This is a genomic window from Caloramator sp. ALD01, assembly GCF_000472625.1.
Lineage (GTDB): Bacteria > Bacillota > Clostridia > Clostridiales > Caloramatoraceae > Thermobrachium > Thermobrachium proteoclasticum.
On sequence record NZ_AXAA01000001.1, the window covers coordinates 163,919 to 184,019 of the forward strand.

Consider the following 20,101-nt stretch of genomic DNA (forward strand, 5'->3'; position numbering starts at 1 on the left):
ATACCTCATTATCTCTTTAGGTTTAATAGTTCTTGTAATAATTCATCAGAAGTAGTAATGGTTCTTGAGTTAGCCTGAAATGCTCTACTTGTTACAATCATTTCAGTAAATTGTTCTGCTAAATCAACATTAGACATTTCAAGCAGACCCTGTTGAACTTTACCATAACCCGATGATTTTGGTAATCCAATTTTTGCATCTCCTGAGTTTGCTGATACACTGTAGGTATTACCACCCATTTTCATTAAACCTGCAGGGTTTTGAAATGCAGCAAGTGTTACTTTTCCTATTGTAATAGTTTTGTCTCCATAGATTCCCTTTATTGTACCATCTTCTGATATAGAAAAGCTTGTCAATTTAATAGGTTGTTCTGAACCTCCTATTGTAGCTTCTAATGGGATATAAATATCTTTTAATTGATCAAGAGTTGTATCTGCTGTTATTTCTTCAGGTTCTAATGATTCTTCTCCAGGAGTAAAATCTGGAGTTCCTTCTAATTTTCCTTCATTTAGTTGTATACTTGTATTTAGAACACCTCTAACATGTAAGCCTTCTGATGTAACTAATGCTCCATTTTTATCAATGGTAAAGGAACCATCTCTCGTATATCTCGTTTCCAATCCGTCACTTACAATAAAGAAACCATTACCTTCAATTGCTAAATCTGTTGCTCTTCCAGTAGGTTGAAGAGCACCTTGATTCATATTTGTATCAATACTTGCAATTGTTGTTCCTATACCTACTTGTTTTGCATTAGAACCACCAAAATTATTAGTTGGTTCATTTGCACCTTGAAGTGTTTGACTAAGCATATCTTTAAATGTCACTCTACCAGATTTAAACGCTATAGTATTAACATTTGCAATATTATTACCAATAACATCCATTTTGATTTGATTAGACTTCATTCCACTTACCCCTGCAGATAATGATCTTAGCATTTTATCTCCTCCTATTTATTTAAATTTTCGTCTTTTGTACTATCTTCTTTTAAAAATGAGTTTATACTAATTACATCATCAAGATTATATTGATATCCATCAGAAATTAAGTATACATTATTTCCAATTACTTTTGTTGATTCAATAAATACTTTTTTGATTATATTGTTTTCGATAACCTCTACTTCCTTTCCGATCATATTTATTGCTTGACTAAATCTTTGTGATGCATATAGTTTTTCCATAGTGGAATTAAGATTTTGCATTTGTTCTAAAGCTGAAAATTGTGCCATTTGTGCTACATATTCTGTATTATCTTTAGCATTTAAAGGGTCTTGATTTGACAATTGTACAGTTAAAATTTTTAAAAAAGCATTCTTATCTAATATTGAGTTTTTATTTCTTATGTTAAGGTTAGAATCATTTAAAATTTTATTGATTTCCATATTACACCACCTTTTTATTCATCTTCAAGTATAAATTTGTTATTATGATTTTTCTTTTTTTGATTTTGATTTTTGTTACTATTATGGTTATTATTATGATTATCCGTTTGTACATTTAGATTTATTTCTTTATATTCATAGCTATTATTATATATTTGTTCCCTTAAATAACTTATATTTTCTTTCAGTAAGTTAGCAACTTCCCTATTATTTGCTATTATTAATCCATTAACATTACCATTATCATAGGAAATTTTAATGTTTATTTCCCCAAGTTCTCTTGGTTTAAGATTTATTTTTAATTCATATATATCTTCGTTTTTTATATTTCTAATTTTACTTGCAACTATGTTAAAAATTTCATTTATTTTTTCAATTTGATAAAAACTACTGTTAGACATAATAAAGTTTTTATTATCTACTTTTACTGTATTTATAAAATTATTGTCATTTAATAATTGAGACTCAGTAATAGGTAATTCATCAACTAAAATGGATTGATCATCTAAACTTTTTAAGATGTCTACATTATTTTCTAATTCGTCAAATATTAATTGATTCATATTCTTATCATTTTGGATCTTAAATGAGTACCTTGGCATAATGATATTAAGCTCTTGTGTTAAAGGATTAATTTCTTCCTTTTTCACTATATTATTGATTAAATTTCTTACTTCATTTAAACTTAAAAAGGTATTGTTTGTTTGTATTTTTTCACTTTTATTTATTAGTAAGTTATTAAATATATCATTATCTTTAATGTTATTATATTTAACATTTCTGTAATCTAAAGGAATATTTTCAAAAGTAGTAGGATTAAATTCAGTATTAGTTAAATTTAATCGATTTTTATTTTGTGTTTCCATTGTATTTATTTCTATGTCACTATGTTTTACTTTGGTTTGTTGTTGGAGATAAAATAAAATAATAGATAATTCTTTATAATCATTTTCGTTTAGATTCAATTTTTCATTATTAAACTCAAATAAATTATCATTGGAATTATTCATTAAATACAACAATTTTTTTATTTTATCTAAAACATCATTTTTTAAGTTAATTTCATTTATTTGAGGTATTTCAGTATTAAGTACATTTAATAATAAATCATTAAAATTTGATAATTCTTTTGGTTCATAGTTAGAAAAATTACTATTAATAAAATTTGGGGTTGATGCTTGAATTTTATCTATTTTCATATAATCCCCCCATTCTTTTTAAAATAGTTGATTATTGCCATTTCATCAATTATTTTATTTTCAATTTTATTTAATTCAGATAAGAATTCGTTATAAGATTTTTCCTTTAGATTTTCTAATACCTTTCTTTCCTTTGTGGCATTTATTAACTGTTCCTTTATTTTTTCAAGTTCATTTTCTAATATAATAAGGTTTTTTTGTTCTTCAATGAGTTTGCTTTCTAAATAATTTATATAACTAATATAATTTTTCAAATCATAGCTAAATGCTGAATTAATTTTATTATTTTTGCTAAAATTTATTTTTTCTTTTATATTTTCTATATGATCTTTTTTTATCTTTATCTTATTCAAATATTCAGACATTTCTAATTTGAGAGAGTCTTCTCTTTTACATTTTAATTCCAATAGCTTTTCTAATTTAAATTTATAGTTCATATTTATGACCACCTATCAATTTATCGAATTTAACATTTCTAAAACTTCAGCAAATCTATGATGTTCATTCATTTTCTGTCTTAAGAATCCATTTATTTTATCATTTAAAGCTATTGCTCTATCAATCTTGTAATTACTACCTTTTTGATAAGCACCGACATTTATTAAATCTTCAGATTCTTTATAAATTGCAAGAAGATCTCTTAATTCACTTGCCTTTTGATAATGGTTTTCTTGTGCTATTTGAGGCATCAATCTCGATATACTTGATAATATATCAATTGCAGGGAAATGGTTCATTGAAGCTAATTTTCTTGATAAAACTATATGACCATCTAATATACCTCTTACTGCATCAGCAATTGGTTCATTGAAATCATCACCATCTACTAAGACTGTGTAAAAGGCAGTGATAGAACCTTTATTTGAATTACCTGACCTCTCTAAAAGTCTTGGTAACATTGCAAAAACTGAAGGGGTATAGCCCTTTGTTGTTGGTGGTTCTCCAATAGTTAGACCAACTTCACGTTGTGCCATTGCAAAACGAGTAACAGAATCCATCATTAACATAACATTTAGACCCTGATCTCTAAAATATTCAGCTATGGCTGTAGCAGTAAATGCCCCCTTTAATCTAAGTAGAGGAGGTTGGTCTGAGGTGGCAACTACAATTACGGATTTTTTTAAACCCTCTTCACCAAGATCTTTTTCTATAAATTCTTTAACTTCTCTTCCACGTTCACCAATTAAACCTATAACGTTAACATCAGCTTCACTATATTTTGCAATCATACCTAAAAGAGTACTTTTACCAACTCCAGAACCAGCAAAAATACCAACTCTTTGTCCCAAACCACAAGTTAAAAATCCATCTATTGCCTTAACTCCTGTTGGAATTATGTCGGTTATTCTTTTTCTTTGTAGGGGGTTTGGAGGGTCAGAGTCAAGATTATACTTTGCTTCATACATTATGCTTGAACCATCAAGGGGTCTTCCTAAACCATCAAGTATTTTACCAAGTAATTGTTTTCCAACTGGTACCTGCAGTTGACTACCAGTTGGAAAAACTAAAGAACCTGTAGATACACCTGTTAAATCTCCTAAAGGCATTAACAAAATACCTTTATCTGTAAAACCTACAACTTCAGCTTGTACATATTTACCATTTAATAATTTTATATTGCAAAGTTCACCTATAAAGGCGTTTATCCCTTCAACTTCTATTGTTAATCCAACAACCTTTTTAACCTTACCTATAAATTTCATTGTTTCTGTGCCTTTAATCTTTTTAATAAGTTTATCATAATCAAGCTGAAACATTGACATCATTCCTTTAATAATTTATTTAAAATTGTTTTTAGTTGAGTTTCAACTGTAGCGTCTATTATACCATTATTTGTTTCTATATATATATCACCATTTTGAAGATTTGAATCTGCAACAATTATTAATGCACTGCTTGAATCAATAAATTGCTCTAATTCTTCTTGCCTTAATTTTAGAATTTTATAATCATTAATTGATGTTTTTAAAATTATATTGCTTTTTTGTTTTACTTTTGAAAGAGCCTTTTGGGCACAATTTATAATAGCCTCACTACTAATAGATAATTCTGATTTTAAAACTTCCTTTGCTATTTCTACTGCTAAATTGATTATGTCGTTTTTTGATTTTTTGACATAACCATTTACTTCAGTGTATATTCCTTCTAAATATTTATTTGCTTCTTCAATTATTTTATATGCTTCTCCCTTTGCTTCTAAAATAGCCTTGTTGTATCCGTCATTATAGCCTTTAGTTAAACCTTCTTTATAACCTTCTTCCTTTGCATCCTCTAAGATTTTTTTAGAATTTTGTTTTGCATTGTTTATTATTTCTAAAGCATTTTTATTGGCTTCATTAATTATTTTTTTAGCATCAAATTCTGCCTGTTTTTTGATTTCTTCAACTATTTCTTCTATATTTATTTCATCTTTGTTTTTTATATTAGTATTAATAAATTTATCAATAGATGGTGGTGATAGTGTAATCTTATCGCTAACAGAAGTATGTTTAATAACGTTATACGATAATTGCATCATCACCACCCCTTGACATTACAATTTCTCCAGCTTCATCTAATCTACGTATTATAGACACAATCTGTTGTTGTGCCTTTTCAACATCTATTAGTCTAACAGGCCCCATAAATTCTAAGTCTTCCTTTAATGTTTGTGCAGCACGTTTTGACATATTACTGTAGATTATATTTGAAACGTCTTCTGAACATCCCTTAAGAGCAAGGGCAAGCACCTTCATATCAACTTCTCGTAGTATTCTTTGTATTGAAGCGTTATCAAGTGTAATAATGTCTTCAAATACAAACATACTATCTCTAATCTTTTCTGCAAGTTCTGGTTGATACCTATCAAGTTCTTCAATTATTGACTTTTCTGTAGTTCTATCTACATTGTTTAATATATCTACTAATGTTTGTACACCACCGATGGTTGCAAAATCAGAACGTACAACATTTGATAGCTTTTTTTCAAGGATTTCTTCAACTTCTTCTATAACTATTGGTGATGTATTGCTCATTGTTGCAATTCTTTTTGCAACATCAGTTTGTAATTCTTCAGGAAGTCCTGATAAGAGCTGTGCTGCTTTTTCAGGTTGCAAATAGCATAAAATTAAAGCAATAGTTTGAGGATGCTCGTTTATTATTACATTCAATAATTGTTGTGCATCTGCTTTACGAGCTATTGAAAATGGTCTATATTGTTGTGTAATTTCAGAAACCTTTTCTATAATCTCCATTGCCTTTTGTGGACCTAATGCTTTACTTAGCAGATTTTTAGCATAATCAAATCCACCCTCTATAATATAATCCTTTGCTTTATTCAAATTAACAAATTCTTGTAATACTTCCTCACGTAATTCTTTTTTAATTTTTTGCATATTTGCAATTTCAAAAGTAATTTTTTGTATATCATTTTCAGGCAATTTTTTTAATATTGGAGCTGAAGCATCAGGACCTAAAGTGATAAACAATATGGCTGCCTTCTGTACACCAGTTAATTTATCCTTATCTTTTGCCATAATTATCACCTCTCATCCTCTGCTAACCAAGTTTTAACCAGTTCAACAACCTGTTCTGGTTTCGTAGAAGCATAGTTTTTAATTTCCTTTTCAAGATTCATTTCTTGTTCTGTATCTTCAAGAACAGGTTCATAGGCAATAGGTTGTTTTTGTATTACATCTCCTATCAGCATATCTATTTGATTTTGTTCTATTTGTTCAACATTTTTCTTATTTTTCTTTTTATAAATAAGTGCTATAACCAATAGAACTATAAGCCCTGTTACTGCTTCTCCAATCATAATATAAGTTTTTCTTTTCTTAGCTAATTCTTCTTGTTTTTTCATCTCTTCTAAATCAGCTTGTGCCTTCTTTTTATATTCATCATTAAAGGCTAATGCTTCAATATTAATTACGTCCCCTCTTTCTTCTGATAAACCTGTAGCAGCTGAAACTATATTTCTAATTGACTGCTTTTCAAGTTCACTTAAATTACCATCAATTACTACAGAAACAGTTAATCTCTTTATTTCACCTGGTGCCTTTATTATCTTCTCTTCAGTTTGTCCAATTTCATAGTTAGTAATTTCTTCTTCTCTATTAGAAACTGATGATTGATTATTGTTCTGAAATGTATTTGACATATTATTATTTATTGGACTCCCTGCTGCACCTTGAGAATTTGAGTCGTTTGAATTTTCTTTTATTTTATGCTGACTTCTTATTATAGAATCCTTATCATATTTGATGGTTGATATTTGTCTTGAGTCAAAATCTAAATCAGCATTTATCTTTACAGTTACTTTATCCTTTCCAAAAACCTTTTCAAGCATATTTTTAACATCTGATTGAAGATTTTTTTCAAATTGATTCTTAAACTCCTGTTGCTTTGTTGAAGTTATGATTCCATTTTGTTCATTTTCAAATATATTTTCACTAAGAAGATTCATATTATTATCTATAATTTCAACATTTTCTTTAGGTAAGTTCTTAACACTTGCTGAAATTAAAGATATTATTGCCTTAACTTGTTCTGGACTTAATTTGCTGTTTCCTTTTAATTTTAGAGTAACAGATGCCCTTGCCTTTTCTTCATCTCTTGTAAAAACTGAATCTTCAGGTAAAACTAAATGGACTCTAGCCTTTTCTACTTCATCAAACCCCTGAATTGTTCTTGCAAGTTCACCTTCAAGTGCTCTTTGATACATTATTTTAGCTTCAGTATCAGTAACACCGAATTTATTTTGGTCAAATAATTCAAATCCCTTTAAATTTGAAGGTAATGTTGTGTCAGAAAATATTGACAATCTAAGTTCTTCTACTTTTTCTTTTGGAACTAAAATTGAATTTCCTTCAATTTTATATTGTATTTTATCGTTTTTCAATTTTTCTATTACCTTAGAAGAATCTTGAGGTTCTAAGTTTGAAAAAAGCACATCGTATTCTACTCTATTTGAATATATTGCAAATATTACACAAGAAATTATAAGACCAGTTAAAATAATGATTAATGAAATTTTTTTTGATTTTGATAAGTTCTTCCATTTATCACCTACACTTTTAAAGAAATTAAGAACTTTATTCATTTTTAGCACTCCTTTATGTTAACTATACCTGAATTCTATTTATTTCTTGATAAGCTTCAACAAGTTTATTTCTTATTTGAACTGCTAATTCCAATGAGAGTCGTGCCTCTTCGACAGTAAGCATAACTTCGTGAATATCCTTTGCATCACCCTTTATTAATTCAATTGTCTTATTTTCAGCATCTAATTGTTTTTCATTAAGCTTGTCTAACTTTTCCTTAATTATATTAGAGAAATCAATGTTATTGGTGTTGTAATTTGATTGCTTATTAACTATATTGTTGTCTATCAAAAAATTAACTTTATCTATTGGCATTTATATCACCTACTTTCCAATTTCTAATGCTTTAAGTGCCATTTGTTTTTGTGAGTTTAAAGCTGTAACATTTGCTTCAAAGGCACGTGTTGCAGTGATAAGATCAACCATTTCATCTAAAATATTTACATTTGGCATTAAAACGTAACCATTGCTATCAGCGTCTGGATGATTAGGATTATAAACTTTTTTAAAAGGTGAATTGTCTTCAATTATTTTATCAACTTTTACACCATTGTATTTTGTAGATGAATTGCCATTTATATTATTTATTTGTCTTTCAAGATTTTCTTTAAATGTTACTATTTTTCTTTTATATGGTCCACCATTTTCAGTTCTTGTAGTTTCAATATTTGCTATATTATTTGAAATAATGTCCATTCTTAATCTTTCAGCAGCAAGACCACTTGCACTTATTCTCATTCCTGTAAAAATATTGTTCATATCATCACCCCTTATTTACCGCTAATAACTGTTCTTCTCATTGCAATTCTTGAATTAGCTTGACTTACTAAAGCATTATACAGTATTTGATTTGCAGCTAAGTTTGCCATTTCTATGTCAATGTCAACATTGTTTCCATCTAATCTTAAAGAGTTTGATTTGTCCTGTATTATTTCATATTTTATATTTTCAATTGATTTTCCATCATTTATGTGTCTGCTGTTTGTTGTTTTTAAGTTTATCGAAGTGCCATCTAATGCACTTTTTAAATTTTCCTCAAAAACTACCCTTTTCGCCTTATATCCCGCTGTATTTATATTGGCTATATTATTAGAAATTGCTCTTCCTCTTTCGCTTGTTGCATCTAATCCTTTTTTTATTAAGTAATATGACAAATTATCTATATTTTTTATCATACATACACTCCTTTTTGAGTATTTCCACTTCTATATAACAATTTATTACATATTATATCATAAGTCAACATAAATTACGTTAAATTAATAAAAATCACATATTAAATTTATTATTTAATATGATTATATATCATATTAAATAATTAGCTATATATATTTTATATTAAACTTTACTATTTGAAAAGTAAAAATTACAACAAAAATAGGCTCTATTTTACAATAGAGCCTCAGGCTGTTGAAAAAGTTATATATTGATTAGCCCCATGAAGGATTTCTTGGGCATTCGTTCATTTCACTAAGCAATTCTAAGCTTTTCTTTGTTTAAAAAAGTCCTACCCTCGCGATGCCATCGTCCTGATGGCCGCTCGGCTCGGCACGTCCTGTGCCGAATTACGGACTTTTTTAAAGTCGAAAAGCAATAATTGCTAAAGCTCATGAAAGAGCCTATTGAAATCCTTTCATGGGGCTTTTTGATACTTTAGCTAACAATTAGGTTTGTCAACAATCTGAGGCTCTATTTTACAATAGAGCCTATAAATTTTTATTTTTTTATTTTTTTATTTTTTTATACGCTTCTTCAAATGCATCTTTCAATTCTTCAGCAAACTCGAGAATTTCTTTTGCTATATTAATATCCTTTTTAATATTAGCCTCCACTAATCTTCTATACATATAATCATATAAAGCCATTAAACTTTTAGATAGTTCTCCTCCAACCTCCATATTTAAAGTTGCCATAAATTCTAAAATTATATTTTGTGCTTTAATTAAGTTGGTATGTGCTTTTTGATAATCCTTTTCTTCAAGAGATGAAATTGCTTGTTTTATAAATCTGACAAGCCCCTCGTACAGCATTAACAATAGTTTTTCCTTTGACGCAGTAAAAACACTATTTTGTTGATATGCATTTAAAGCATTATTATTATACATATATTTACCCCCTCAAGTCTATTAAATTTCCTGTCTGGTCCTGTAGTGTCCTTAATAGATAGTCTATATCATCAATATAACTTTCTATTAAAACTTCTCCATTTTTGTTTAATATTTTTAGTTTTACTTTATTCTTTTCTGTTTTTGCCTCTGACCTAAGATTATATTTTGCTAAAAACTTTGCAAATTCTTCTATAGCTCGATTTTGTTTGTTTAAGTCGAATTGATTATTGTTATTTTTTTTATTCGCTTGAGCTTCGGTTGTATGATGTATAATTCTATCTATTATTTTTGTTTCTATCTGTCTAATTGTATTAATATCTATTTTATCAAGTGTTATGGGGTTAATTGGCATAAGAGACACCCCCTATCTCTTTTCATCAACTATAATACCAGCTATTTCACACATCTTAGCAACCATATCTAATATTTTTTTAGGAGGTATTTCTTTTATAACTTCCCCTGTCTCATCATTAACAATTTTAATCATTATATCCTTTGTTTTGTCGTGTATTTCAAACTTTAAATGTGTGCTTTCGTTGAATACTTTATTGGCTCTATCTACAGCTTTTTCAACATCTTTTATATCTATATTTTGTTTCTCTAAATTTTTATCGCTATTTTGAAATGAATTACCTTTAAAGCTTATATCTAATTTTTGATTAATTTTTATTTGTTCATTTACATTATTTATTAACTTGATATTATCCATAAAATCCCCATCCTTTATCCCTTTAATTCTTCTAAAATATATATCGTATCTATTTCTAATTACTTTATAGATTATATTAGATTTTAAATATTTATTTTCATAATAAAAATGGAGGAAAATCCTCCATATATCAAAGTTTTTTATAAACAAATATTGAATCCATAGGTTCTTTTATAGCGTATTTTTCATTTACCATTTTTTGTTCTTTTATTTTTTTTAAGTCTATTTTTATTTGTTTATATTTTTCATCCAATAATTTTTTAGCAAAATTATCTAATTCTAATATATTTAACTCCTCAACTATTTTTTTTAAATCCTTTTTGTTTTCAACCTCATCAATTTTTTTTATTAGTATATCGCGTTTTTCTAACAACTCATTTAAAAGGTCAAATTCCTCTTTTTCAAGTGCCTTTATTATGTCTTCAGTTATACTTTTATATTCAATAAATAAATCAAAAATATTTATCATTTAAACATCGCTCCTAATTGAGATGAAAGCCAAGCTGATTGGTCATTATACTTTTGCATTGCCTTCTCTAATTTAGCAAACTGTTGATAATATTTATTTTCCTTATCATACAGTTTTTTGTTTAAATCCTCTATAAGCCTGTCTTTTTGTTGTAACTCTTTATATAAAAGATTATTAAACTCACTGAAATCGCCCTTTAAACCTGCCTTTTCAAGTAAAGCACCTTTTTTACCTGATGAGTTTCTTGTTGTTCTTATATTATCTTCAAGTATATCCTTAATTCTTTGGAAAATTCCTATTTCACTATTTCTATCTCCCCTACCTGTATATGTCTTATTTGGGTCATAGGCAATTGAGGAAGTTTTAGTTAATAGGTTTAACACATCATCAGGTCTATTTTCTAAAGCAGATTTTAATTTTGATTCATCAATAATTATTTTTCCTTTTTGTGTGTAATCACTTGATGTTGAAAGACCAATTTCTTGTATAGAAATACCTGAATCCTTAAGTGGTTCAAAAAAGGCTTGTCTTAAATTATAAACTAAATCTTGCAGCATACTATCTCCCTTTAAAAGACCTTCTTTAGCCTTCTCTTCCCACTTCTTTATTTCATCTTCCTTCATTTCCTTCCTTTGTTCATCTGTTAAAGGTTTATATGAATATGCCCTTTTTTCTGAAATCCTTTTATTTATCTTATCAATTAGTTCATTATATTTTTCTACAAATTCCTTTATTTTGTCTATGGCAGGTTTAGAATCTACCCCTATAGAAAATTTAATAGTATCTGTTGTAGATTCATTTAAGGTAAATGTTAGTCCATCTATTGTAAAAGTGTTATTTGATTTTTGAACTTGAACATAATCAGCAGCACCAGGAGTTTTTATTTGAAAACTTGCATCGGTTCCATTATAGGTTCTAGCCTCAAGTCCTAATACATTGGTGCCTGTTATATCTTTTATTTCTATATTTGAGGTAATTCCTGTTTTTGTAGTTTCTATTGTAATCCTTTTAGTAACTTCACTATAGTATGCCTTTAATTGTCCATTAGAGCCTGTATTTATTTGTGTAATAATATCTTTATAAGTTGTATTTGAGTCATAATTTATAATTAATTCATTATCATTATTGTTGTATTTAATTTTAAAAGAACCATCTGCATTTATTTTATTATTAATATCATTTATATCTATAGAAGACTGTACCTTAGCTGTTTGTGCCAATGTTATATCTTTTATTTCATACTGTCCTGCCCTTGCACTTGCTGTTGCTGTAATCTTTACTGCAGATGTTGAAGTTGACATATTAACACTATATGGTGATAAACTATTTGGAGATAATATATATTTTTCTTGACTTAATACATCAAAGTATGTCTTTTTAAATGTGTTTAAGTCTCCTATTATTTCTCTATATAAATCCTGTCTCCATTGTATTATCTGTCTATCCTGTTTTACTTTGTCAACCTTAGTCTTTTCAGCCTGCATAAGCTGTTTAACCATATTGTCAACATCAAGACCTGTTGCAAGTCCTGTAATCCTTAGGGTACTTGGCATAATTACCCCTCCCTCTTTAATCTTTTTAAGATATCCTCTGTATCTTTAAGTGACATTTTGTTTTGTTCCTTAATTTCTTCTATTAATTCATATCTTACAACTCTTACATCTTTAGGTGCTTCAATTCCAATTTTGATATTGCCTTGATTATTTTCTAATATTGTTATTTCAATATTTTCACCGATTAAAATTTTTTCTCCTACTTTTCTTGTTAAAATGAGCATGGTATCTCCTGCCTTATACTATATTTCTTTTCATTTAAAATAACCTGTTTGGCTTTATTATTTTTTACATTTATAACAATAGGAGCTAAAAGATTTACTGTTATTTTATCATCCCTAATTGTCATTACATTGAAAACTAAAACGTCTTCATAACCATTTATTCCTAATAAATTAATCTCTTCATTTGAAAGTTCTATTTCATAATCTTTGAAATAATCCCAAGGATTAATCAATAGTAGACATATTTCCTTTTCATCTATGTTTTGTAAGCATTTTATATTTGAATCTTCTATATTTAGAATTACATAATTTTTATATTCTTCAAGACCAGGTATTCCATCCTCAAAATTAATAATATCGTTATTATTTATATTTAAATCTCCAAAAAATTTAGTTGATATTTGCATAACTATCTCCTACCTTAAAAAGTCTAATAAGCTTGGTTGTAGTATTTTTGCTCCAGTTTGTAATGATGCCTGATAAACACTTTCCATTACTTTATATTCCATAACCTTTTGTGCTATATCTATATCATAGGTTTTAGCAAGAAGCTGCGTCATATTAAATGTTTCCATATCATTTTTTTGCATCATATCCTCAAGTCTTTTTTGTTTAGCACCAACTTCAGCCCTTATTTTTAATATATTGTCCATCTCTTTATCTAAATTACCTAATTCGTCTGCTGCACTTTGATTATTGTTTAATTTATTTACTATATCTGTTATCACTTTAAATAACCCTACTTCACCTTGAGAATTTGAACCTGTCTCATTAAAGTCGCTTCCTTTAACTGATACATCAATATAAACACCAAAGGACATCTCCTTTTTTAATCCATCTTTTGAACCTTTATATTGTATATTGCCATTTGCATCCTTTACAAATGGAGGTTCTGTGGTATTATCACCACCAAATATATATCTACCATCGTATGAAGTATTACCTATTTGCATAATTTGATCTTTCAATTGCTCTATATGCTTTTTCAAAGCATGCATTTCTGTTTCAGTATATCCACCGTTACCGCTTTGAATAACCTTTTCACGCACTGTTTGAAGTGCATCTCCTATTTGACTTAATGCCACATCAACAGTATCAAGCCATCCGATTCCTTCCTCTATATTCTTTTTATATCTTTCATTAGCTGCGATTGATGCCTTAAGCTCCATCGTTCTTGCAACTTTAAAGGGGTCATCTGATGGTTTTTGTACTTCGTGTCCAGAGGACAATTGATTTTGTAGTTTTTGCATCTCTTCTAAGTTTACCCTAACATTGTTTAAAAAATTCTTTGAAAGCACCTTATTAGTAATACGCATTTAATCACCTACCTTCTTAAAAGTCCATTAACAACTACATCAAGAAGCTGGTCAATTACACTTATCATTTTAGCATTTGCCTCATAGGCTCTTTGAAATTGTAGCATATTAGTCATTTCCTCATCTATTGAAACACCTGATACAGATTCTCTTCTTATTACAAGCTGGTCAACTAAATTCTCTTGGTTTTTAACCATTCTCTTTGCCTCTTGATTTGAAACTCCAAGTTCAGATATAGTTCCCTTATAATACCCCTCTAATGTTGCACCAGATGCATTGCTCGTCATTTTTAAATTAGTTAAATCTAAGTTTACACCTTTTAAAGAACCTATAAAATCATTTCTATCATTTAGTTGTGTTATATTAAATCTTGTATTTCTAAGCTGTCCAATAAGGAGTGCTCTTTCTCCATTTCCTGCTTTTGAACCTGCTTTACCTGCATTTATCTTATCTAATTTACCATTCTCAATATCGGCAACTAATTTTAAATTTTTAGCTGGAACATCACTTATCTCAGCAACATTATCAAAAAAATTTCCAAAAGGAACTCCTTCATTATTTGAACCATCATTATGAATGGTATTTACTGCAATTGCAATACCCTTTGCTAATTTATTAAGCTGATTTTTATATTTATTTATTTCATCTGATAATGCCTCAAGTCCCTTAAAACTTCCATTGGCAAACTTTACTGGTTTTATTCCGCTCTCGCCTTCTAAATTAACATTAGGATTTTTATTTTCCCCTGTTCCATAAAAAATATGAGGCATTATATTTAAAATTTTATTAGGATTATCTTTGTCCACTTGAAAATAATTTTGTAATTCTTTACTATCATTAATTGTTACCTCTTGAGACTCAAATTGATTGTTAAAATCTCCATTTATATATCCCTTAAATTTTACTGTAATAGGGAAGTTGATGGTCTTTGGAAAATCCTTTTTGTTAATAGTATTATTATTTGGGTCTGTTATTACAGCATCACTTATAAAATACATAACCTTTTCTATTTTTGTATCTGTTATTAATTTAACTTCTCTTGTTTTTGTCATTCCATTTTCATCTGTATATTCTTCATATCCATATAGTTCTATCCCATTATAATCTGTAGGCTTTGTTTTAATTGAAAGTCTCTCTGAAATCTTATCCAGCAATAAATCCCTTCTATCCATTAAGTCATTTGGATTTTTTCCACCTATTGTTACAGCTTTAATCTGCTCATTCAAATCTGCAATTTGTTTTAGCATACTAGAAACTTCAAAAACTTGATTTTGCATCAAATCTGATACACTGGATTCAATATCTTCAAGTTGTGTATAGTTATGCCTTACACCTTCACAAAGTGCTAAAGCATTGCTTCTTACAAGTTCCCTTGAAGTTGAGCTTTCTGGGTTAGTAGCTAACCCCTGCCACGCATCCCAAAAGCGAGTTAATAGTGTTCCTATACCTGTATCAGAAGGCTCAGTAAAAACTGTTTCTATTTGAGATAAAAACTGTTCTCTTGCCTTATAATTTTCAAGTGTACTTGTTTCTTTTCTTATATAAAAATCTAAAAATTCATCCCTTGACCTCGTTATACTATCAACCTTAACACCTGTTCCTATTTGACCTGGTTCTGCTGAGGTTGTCAATGATGGCATACCAAATGGTGTTGTAGTTTTAAGATTTGCCCTTTGAACAGAATACCCCTCTGTATTGGCATTGGCTATGTTATGTGAAACAACGTGTAGTGACGTTTGCTGCGCCTGCATTCCCCTCTTTGCAACATTAAATGTATTAAAAAGACCACTCATTTTATTTTCCTCCTATATTGTTGTATTAAATATGCTCTGTAGAGATTCATCTACCTTTCCCGTACCCTTGTATGTTACTATTTTATTTTCGTTACTTAATAGGTTTGTATACATTTTAATATAGGCTAAAGATTGCTTTGTAAGGAGCGAATTTAACTCATTTTTTTCTTTAACAGTCTCTGTTAATTTAATTATTTCTTCTATTAATTCTTGTTCAATTATACCTTCAGAAATTAGGTCATTTGCAGTTTTACTACCGCATATTTCTTTTCTTTTTCTTTCAAGTTTGGATAACTCTAATGCTAAATTTTTCTTTTCTTCTATAATTGTAGGCAACTTTGATGCTTCGCTGTTTAAAAGTATTTTCCTTTCATCCTCTAATAAAATTTCAAAATTCTTTAATAGATTTAGTTCAGATGTTAATATTTCCTTTATCATAATTATTCACATCCCTTTAATTCCTTTAATAATGATTTTGCTATTTTATCTGTATCAATGTCATATTTACTATTTTTTATTTGTTCCTTTATTCTATCAACTTTTTCATTAACTACATCATAATCCTTAGCAACACTTAAATATTTAGCTATTTCTTTACTAACATTGGAAATCTCAATTGAATCAGATCTATTAGCTTTAACTGTATTGTTATTTTGGATAGTTCTATTATTTTTATATATGTTAATAATATTGCTTGTTGTAAAGTTAATTTTCATAATATACCACCTCATTATGATTATCGTAGTAAAAACATAAAACTTTAGAGTAAAAAGTCTGCAGTTTTATTTTCCCTGCAGACTTTTTACTCTTTCGGCATTACTAACTATACTTGTTATTCTTACACCAAAATTTTCATCTATTACTACGACTTCACCTAAAGCAACTTTTTTACCATTTACTAAAATTTCAACAGGCTCTTCTGTTAATTTATCAAGTTCAACTAATGAGCCAACAGACAGTTCGAGTATATCTTTTATTGTCTTTTTTGTTCTACCTAATACGACTGATATTTCAAGAGGAACATCAAGAATTAGATCAATATTTTTAACTTCATTAGTTGCAATTGGAGTAAGTGGTGCAAATTCAGCCTTTTGAACATTATATTGTGGTTTATTATACTCGTGCGGTGTATATTCTACTTGTTGAGCATTTGTGTTAGTATCAATAAAGTAGTTTTCAACATTTGCTTCATTATCAAAAATTTGTTTTTGTTCTTCAACTGTATTTTCTTCTGTACCAGTTAATTTATTTATTATCATTTTGGCTGTTTGTATGGGTAGCAGTAACATTATTTCACTATCTACTAACGCATCAATAGTAAGTCTAAAGGAAATCTTTACTATATCATCATCCTCTGATATTTTTTCAGATAGTTTGTTATTTTTCTCATCCCAAACCGATGCATAAGGAGGTGAAATATTAATTGGCATATTTAACATTTGTGATAATGACGTAGCAGATGAACCTATCATTTGGTTCATTGCTTCAGACACAGCACTTATTTCAATTTCCGATAAAGTGTCTGCTTTTCTTGTACCATCACCACCCATCATTAAATCAGCTATAACTATTGCATCGGTTATTTTAATTAATAATAGATTTGCACCAATTAAACCTTCAATATATTCAACTTCAACAGATATAATAGGAACATCAAATTCTTTTTTCATCTCGCGTAATGAAGTTATACTAACTCTTGGTGTAGTAATATTAACCATTCTGTTTATTATTGTAGAGAGAGCTGTTGAAGCTGACCCCATTGAAATATTACCTATTTCGCCTAACAAATCCTTATCAGTCTCAGAAATTGTTTCTTTTTGAGTAAAACCACCATTTAAAAGAGCATCTATTTCCTCTTGTGAAAGTAGTCCATCATTCATAATCTTCCACATCCTTATCTATAATTTCTGCTATTTGTATACCCATTTTTTTACCTATAACGCCAGGATATACTTTATAATGTAAGTTATCCTCAATATAATAATTTAAAGTGCCATTAATTTTTGTATCAAGTTTAATACAATCACCTACTGTTAAATTTAAAAAGTCTTGAACTGAAATTATTGATCTACCCAATTCAACGTGTGAGTCAACTTCTACATTCATAATATTTTTTTCAAGCTTTTTAGTTACTTCAATATCTGATTCAGTTTTTATATTTGTTCTGTATTGTATAACAAGTTTATCTATAAATTTTTCTACTGATATATAAGGAATACACATATTAATAAAGCTTTGATTATTATTTATCTGAACCTGCATTGTTATCAGTTCAACAGGTTCATTTGGTGCTAAAAATTGGTTTAAAACAGGGTTTGTTTCTAAGGAATCAATCTTTGGTTCTACTTCTATGATATCTTCCCAAGCAAGTTTTAGCCCCTCAAGCATTTTATAGTTTATTTTTTTAATAATATTTTTTTCAATTTCCGTAAATTCTCTAACCTTAATAAGTTCTTTGCCTTCACCACCGAACATAATATCTATAGTTTGAAATACAAACTGAGGACTTGTTTCAAATAAAAATAATCCATTAAAGGGTTCTAAATAATAGGATATAAGTATAGTAGGATTAGATATAGAATGAATAAATTCTTCATATGTTATTTGTTCAGTGGATATAACTTTAATTTGTACAGATGTTCTTAGGTTTGCTGTCAAATAATTCGAAGCTATTCTGGCAAAATTTTCGTGAACCATTTCTAATGTTTTAACGTGTTCCTTTGAAAACTTATTAGGTCTTTTAAAATCATATTTTTTTACTTTTTGTTTAGTTTCCTCTGTTTTTTCCTCAAGACTTAATTCACCTGAACTTAAGGCAGACAGGAGGGCATCAATTTCACTTTGAGATAATATTTCTCCCATCTTATCCCTCCCATTACTTTATTAAATTTTCACCGTCTAATAATGTTACAATATAATCTTTAAAATTAATAACTCCTCTTGTTAACGTATTTTCATTATTTATTTTTTCAAGCATATCATCAGTAATATCAACAACCTCTTGAACACTGTCAACCATAAGTCCAACTTTTTCCTCTTGTACTTCTACAATAATAATATTTTCCTGAACTTTTTCAGAATCTACATTTAAATATTTTTTTAAATCAATCACAGAAATTATGTTTCCTCTTAAATTTGCAAGACCCCTTATATAATATGGAGCTTTAGGAACATAAGTTATATTCATCATTTTTTCTATTCCATGAACAAGTCTTGTTTCTAAAGCAAATCTTTCTTTACCAATATTAAAAATAACTACTTGCATTTCTAATCAACTCCTTAACCAAGCACCTTCTTTAAGGCTTCTAAAACTCTCTCTGGTTGGAATGGTTTTACGATAAAGTCTCTTGCTCCTGACTTTATTGCTTCCATAACCATTGCTTGTTGTCCCATTGCTGAGCACATAATTATCTTAGCATTAGGATCAAAGGCTTTAATCTCTTTAACTGCTTGAATTCCATCCATCTCTGGCATTGTTATATCCATTGTAACAACATCAGGTTTTTCTAATTTATATATTTCAACCGCTTTAGCACCATTTGGAGCTTCGCCTATTACTTCATAACCATTTTTTGTAAGTATGTCCTTTAGCATCATTCTCATAAAAGCTGCATCGTCAACTATTAATACTCTTGCCATTTTTAATTCCTCCCTTAATTATAAACCTAATTTATTTAATAATATTTCTAATGAACCTGGCTTTGGTATAAAAAAGAAATTACCTGCTATTTCATTATTATCAACTATGAATTTTGTGTCTATAGCTAAAACATTTTCACTATACTGTTCTGCATCCATAAACGTTGTTGTCATAATTGCAGCTAACATATCGATAGCTACAGATGGCACAGAAGTTATAACTGACATATTTGCTAACTGAGCAATTGCATTTAAATAAGAATTTCCTAAGATGTTACCAACTTCTTGAAAAATTGAGTATAGCATATCTTCGTTTAATTCTGTCATTCCAAACATAAGCGTATTTATAAACTTTTCTGCTTCTTCATTTTTTATCATAAATAAAATATTACCTAAAACATCTCCAAATACCTTTAAAAGTACTGCAACAACTACATCATCATCATTGCCTACTCTTCTTATCATATCGTTAAATTCCAAAATGTCAAGTTGAGGTATTTCCATATCAACTTTTTTATTTATTAATTGAGACAATGCTGTTGCTGCATTACCAGAGCCTATATTCCCAACTTCCTTTAATGCGTCAATTTGAAATTCAGTCAATTTTAATTCCATAAAATCAC

At 28.5% G+C, this 20,101-nt stretch carries 27 protein-coding genes; all 27 read right to left on the reverse strand.

Features of this window, described 5'->3' with window-relative positions; translation table 11 throughout:
- Nucleotides 1-8: 8 nt before the first annotated feature.
- The 27 genes from A3M9_RS0100895 to A3M9_RS0101025 all read right to left on the reverse strand — a co-directional run bounded on the left by A3M9_RS0100895 (nucleotide 9) and on the right by A3M9_RS0101025 (nucleotide 20,093).
- Nucleotides 9-941 (reverse strand): flagellar hook-basal body complex protein, encoded by a 933-nt coding sequence (locus A3M9_RS0100895; protein ID WP_027307532.1) that lies wholly within the window; start codon nucleotides 939-941, stop codon nucleotides 9-11.
- An 11-nt stretch (nucleotides 942-952) separates the two neighbouring features.
- The gene (locus tag A3M9_RS15045; RefSeq protein WP_051350531.1) at nucleotides 953-1,387 is read right to left on the reverse strand and encodes a flagellar hook assembly protein FlgD; all 435 of its coding nucleotides are present in this window, start codon (nucleotides 1,385-1,387) and stop codon (nucleotides 953-955) included.
- A gap of 14 nt (nucleotides 1,388-1,401) precedes the next feature.
- On the reverse strand, nucleotides 1,402-2,586 hold the full coding sequence (locus A3M9_RS0100905; protein WP_027307533.1) for a flagellar hook-length control protein FliK: 1,185 nt from the start codon (nucleotides 2,584-2,586) through the stop codon (nucleotides 1,402-1,404).
- Nucleotides 2,583-3,023, reverse strand: a complete 441-nt coding sequence (gene fliJ / locus A3M9_RS0100910; protein WP_027307534.1) for a flagellar export protein FliJ — start codon at nucleotides 3,021-3,023, stop codon at nucleotides 2,583-2,585. The genes A3M9_RS0100905 and fliJ overlap by 4 nt, the downstream gene beginning before the upstream one ends.
- 15 nt (nucleotides 3,024-3,038) lie before the next feature.
- Nucleotides 3,039-4,349, reverse strand: coding sequence for a flagellar protein export ATPase FliI (fliI, locus tag A3M9_RS0100915; protein ID WP_027307535.1), 1,311 nt, complete (start codon nucleotides 4,347-4,349; stop codon nucleotides 3,039-3,041).
- Nucleotides 4,349-5,101, reverse strand: a complete 753-nt coding sequence (locus tag A3M9_RS0100920) for a FliH/SctL family protein (RefSeq protein ID WP_027307536.1) — start codon at nucleotides 5,099-5,101, stop codon at nucleotides 4,349-4,351. Before A3M9_RS0100920 ends, fliI begins: the two co-directional genes overlap by 1 nt.
- Complete coding sequence (gene fliG / locus A3M9_RS0100925) at nucleotides 5,085-6,101, reverse strand: flagellar motor switch protein FliG (protein WP_027307537.1); 1,017 nt, start codon at nucleotides 6,099-6,101, stop codon at nucleotides 5,085-5,087. The genes A3M9_RS0100920 and fliG overlap by 17 nt, the downstream gene beginning before the upstream one ends.
- A 5-nt stretch (nucleotides 6,102-6,106) precedes the next feature.
- Nucleotides 6,107-7,666: a flagellar basal-body MS-ring/collar protein FliF gene (fliF, locus tag A3M9_RS0100930; RefSeq protein ID WP_027307538.1), complete on the reverse strand. Its 1,560-nt coding sequence runs from the start codon at nucleotides 7,664-7,666 to the stop codon at nucleotides 6,107-6,109.
- Nucleotides 7,667-7,688: 22 nt separating this feature from the next.
- Nucleotides 7,689-7,982, reverse strand: coding sequence for a flagellar hook-basal body complex protein FliE (gene fliE / locus A3M9_RS0100935; protein WP_035165607.1), 294 nt, complete (start codon nucleotides 7,980-7,982; stop codon nucleotides 7,689-7,691).
- A gap of 9 nt (nucleotides 7,983-7,991) precedes the next feature.
- Nucleotides 7,992-8,426, reverse strand: a complete 435-nt coding sequence (gene flgC, locus A3M9_RS0100940) for a flagellar basal body rod protein FlgC (protein ID WP_027307540.1) — start codon at nucleotides 8,424-8,426, stop codon at nucleotides 7,992-7,994.
- Nucleotides 8,427-8,437: 11 nt separating this feature from the next.
- Nucleotides 8,438-8,842, reverse strand: coding sequence for a flagellar basal body rod protein FlgB (gene flgB / locus A3M9_RS0100945; protein WP_035165609.1), 405 nt, complete (start codon nucleotides 8,840-8,842; stop codon nucleotides 8,438-8,440).
- Between the two features lie 549 nt (nucleotides 8,843-9,391).
- Entirely contained in the window at nucleotides 9,392-9,772 is a 381-nt protein-coding gene (gene fliS / locus A3M9_RS0100950; protein WP_027307542.1) for a flagellar export chaperone FliS, read from the reverse strand.
- Between the two features lie 4 nt (nucleotides 9,773-9,776).
- Nucleotides 9,777-10,127 (reverse strand): hypothetical protein, encoded by a 351-nt coding sequence (locus tag A3M9_RS0100955; protein ID WP_027307543.1) that lies wholly within the window; start codon nucleotides 10,125-10,127, stop codon nucleotides 9,777-9,779.
- Between the two features lie 12 nt (nucleotides 10,128-10,139).
- Nucleotides 10,140-10,484 (reverse strand): flagellar protein FlaG, encoded by a 345-nt coding sequence (locus A3M9_RS0100960; RefSeq protein ID WP_027307544.1) that lies wholly within the window; start codon nucleotides 10,482-10,484, stop codon nucleotides 10,140-10,142.
- A 130-nt stretch (nucleotides 10,485-10,614) separates the two neighbouring features.
- Nucleotides 10,615-10,953, reverse strand: coding sequence for a flagellar protein FliT (locus tag A3M9_RS12905; protein ID WP_035165611.1), 339 nt, complete (start codon nucleotides 10,951-10,953; stop codon nucleotides 10,615-10,617).
- Entirely contained in the window at nucleotides 10,950-12,506 is a 1,557-nt protein-coding gene (gene fliD / locus A3M9_RS0100970) for a flagellar filament capping protein FliD (RefSeq protein WP_027307545.1), read from the reverse strand. The genes A3M9_RS12905 and fliD overlap by 4 nt, the downstream gene beginning before the upstream one ends.
- A gap of 2 nt (nucleotides 12,507-12,508) precedes the next feature.
- Nucleotides 12,509-12,730, reverse strand: coding sequence for a carbon storage regulator CsrA (gene csrA / locus A3M9_RS0100975; protein ID WP_027307546.1), 222 nt, complete (start codon nucleotides 12,728-12,730; stop codon nucleotides 12,509-12,511).
- The gene (gene fliW / locus A3M9_RS0100980) at nucleotides 12,718-13,137 is read right to left on the reverse strand and encodes a flagellar assembly protein FliW (protein ID WP_027307547.1); all 420 of its coding nucleotides are present in this window, start codon (nucleotides 13,135-13,137) and stop codon (nucleotides 12,718-12,720) included. The genes csrA and fliW overlap by 13 nt, the downstream gene beginning before the upstream one ends.
- 9 nt (nucleotides 13,138-13,146) lie before the next feature.
- On the reverse strand, nucleotides 13,147-14,046 hold the full coding sequence (gene flgL / locus A3M9_RS0100985; protein WP_027307548.1) for a flagellar hook-associated protein FlgL: 900 nt from the start codon (nucleotides 14,044-14,046) through the stop codon (nucleotides 13,147-13,149).
- An 8-nt stretch (nucleotides 14,047-14,054) separates the two neighbouring features.
- Entirely contained in the window at nucleotides 14,055-15,839 is a 1,785-nt protein-coding gene (gene flgK / locus A3M9_RS0100990; RefSeq protein ID WP_027307549.1) for a flagellar hook-associated protein FlgK, read from the reverse strand.
- A gap of 12 nt (nucleotides 15,840-15,851) precedes the next feature.
- Complete coding sequence (flgN, locus tag A3M9_RS0100995; protein WP_027307550.1) at nucleotides 15,852-16,277, reverse strand: flagellar export chaperone FlgN; 426 nt, start codon at nucleotides 16,275-16,277, stop codon at nucleotides 15,852-15,854.
- A gap of 2 nt (nucleotides 16,278-16,279) precedes the next feature.
- Nucleotides 16,280-16,555: a flagellar biosynthesis anti-sigma factor FlgM gene (flgM, locus tag A3M9_RS0101000; RefSeq protein WP_027307551.1), complete on the reverse strand. Its 276-nt coding sequence runs from the start codon at nucleotides 16,553-16,555 to the stop codon at nucleotides 16,280-16,282.
- A gap of 66 nt (nucleotides 16,556-16,621) precedes the next feature.
- Entirely contained in the window at nucleotides 16,622-17,719 is a 1,098-nt protein-coding gene (gene fliY / locus A3M9_RS0101005) for a flagellar motor switch phosphatase FliY (protein ID WP_027307552.1), read from the reverse strand.
- Nucleotides 17,712-18,701 carry a flagellar motor switch protein FliM gene (gene fliM, locus A3M9_RS0101010; protein ID WP_027307553.1) on the reverse strand — a complete coding sequence of 330 codons (990 nt, stop codon included), beginning with the start codon at nucleotides 18,699-18,701 and terminating at the stop codon, nucleotides 17,712-17,714. Before fliM ends, fliY begins: the two co-directional genes overlap by 8 nt.
- Nucleotides 18,702-18,714: 13 nt before the next feature.
- Nucleotides 18,715-19,104 carry a chemotaxis protein CheW gene (locus A3M9_RS0101015; protein WP_027307554.1) on the reverse strand — a complete coding sequence of 130 codons (390 nt, stop codon included), beginning with the start codon at nucleotides 19,102-19,104 and terminating at the stop codon, nucleotides 18,715-18,717.
- A 14-nt stretch (nucleotides 19,105-19,118) separates the two neighbouring features.
- Complete coding sequence (gene cheY, locus A3M9_RS0101020; RefSeq protein WP_027307555.1) at nucleotides 19,119-19,478, reverse strand: chemotaxis protein CheY; 360 nt, start codon at nucleotides 19,476-19,478, stop codon at nucleotides 19,119-19,121.
- Between the two features lie 18 nt (nucleotides 19,479-19,496).
- The gene (locus A3M9_RS0101025; protein ID WP_027307556.1) at nucleotides 19,497-20,093 is read right to left on the reverse strand and encodes a chemotaxis protein CheC; all 597 of its coding nucleotides are present in this window, start codon (nucleotides 20,091-20,093) and stop codon (nucleotides 19,497-19,499) included.
- Between the last annotated feature and the right edge of the window lie 8 nt (nucleotides 20,094-20,101).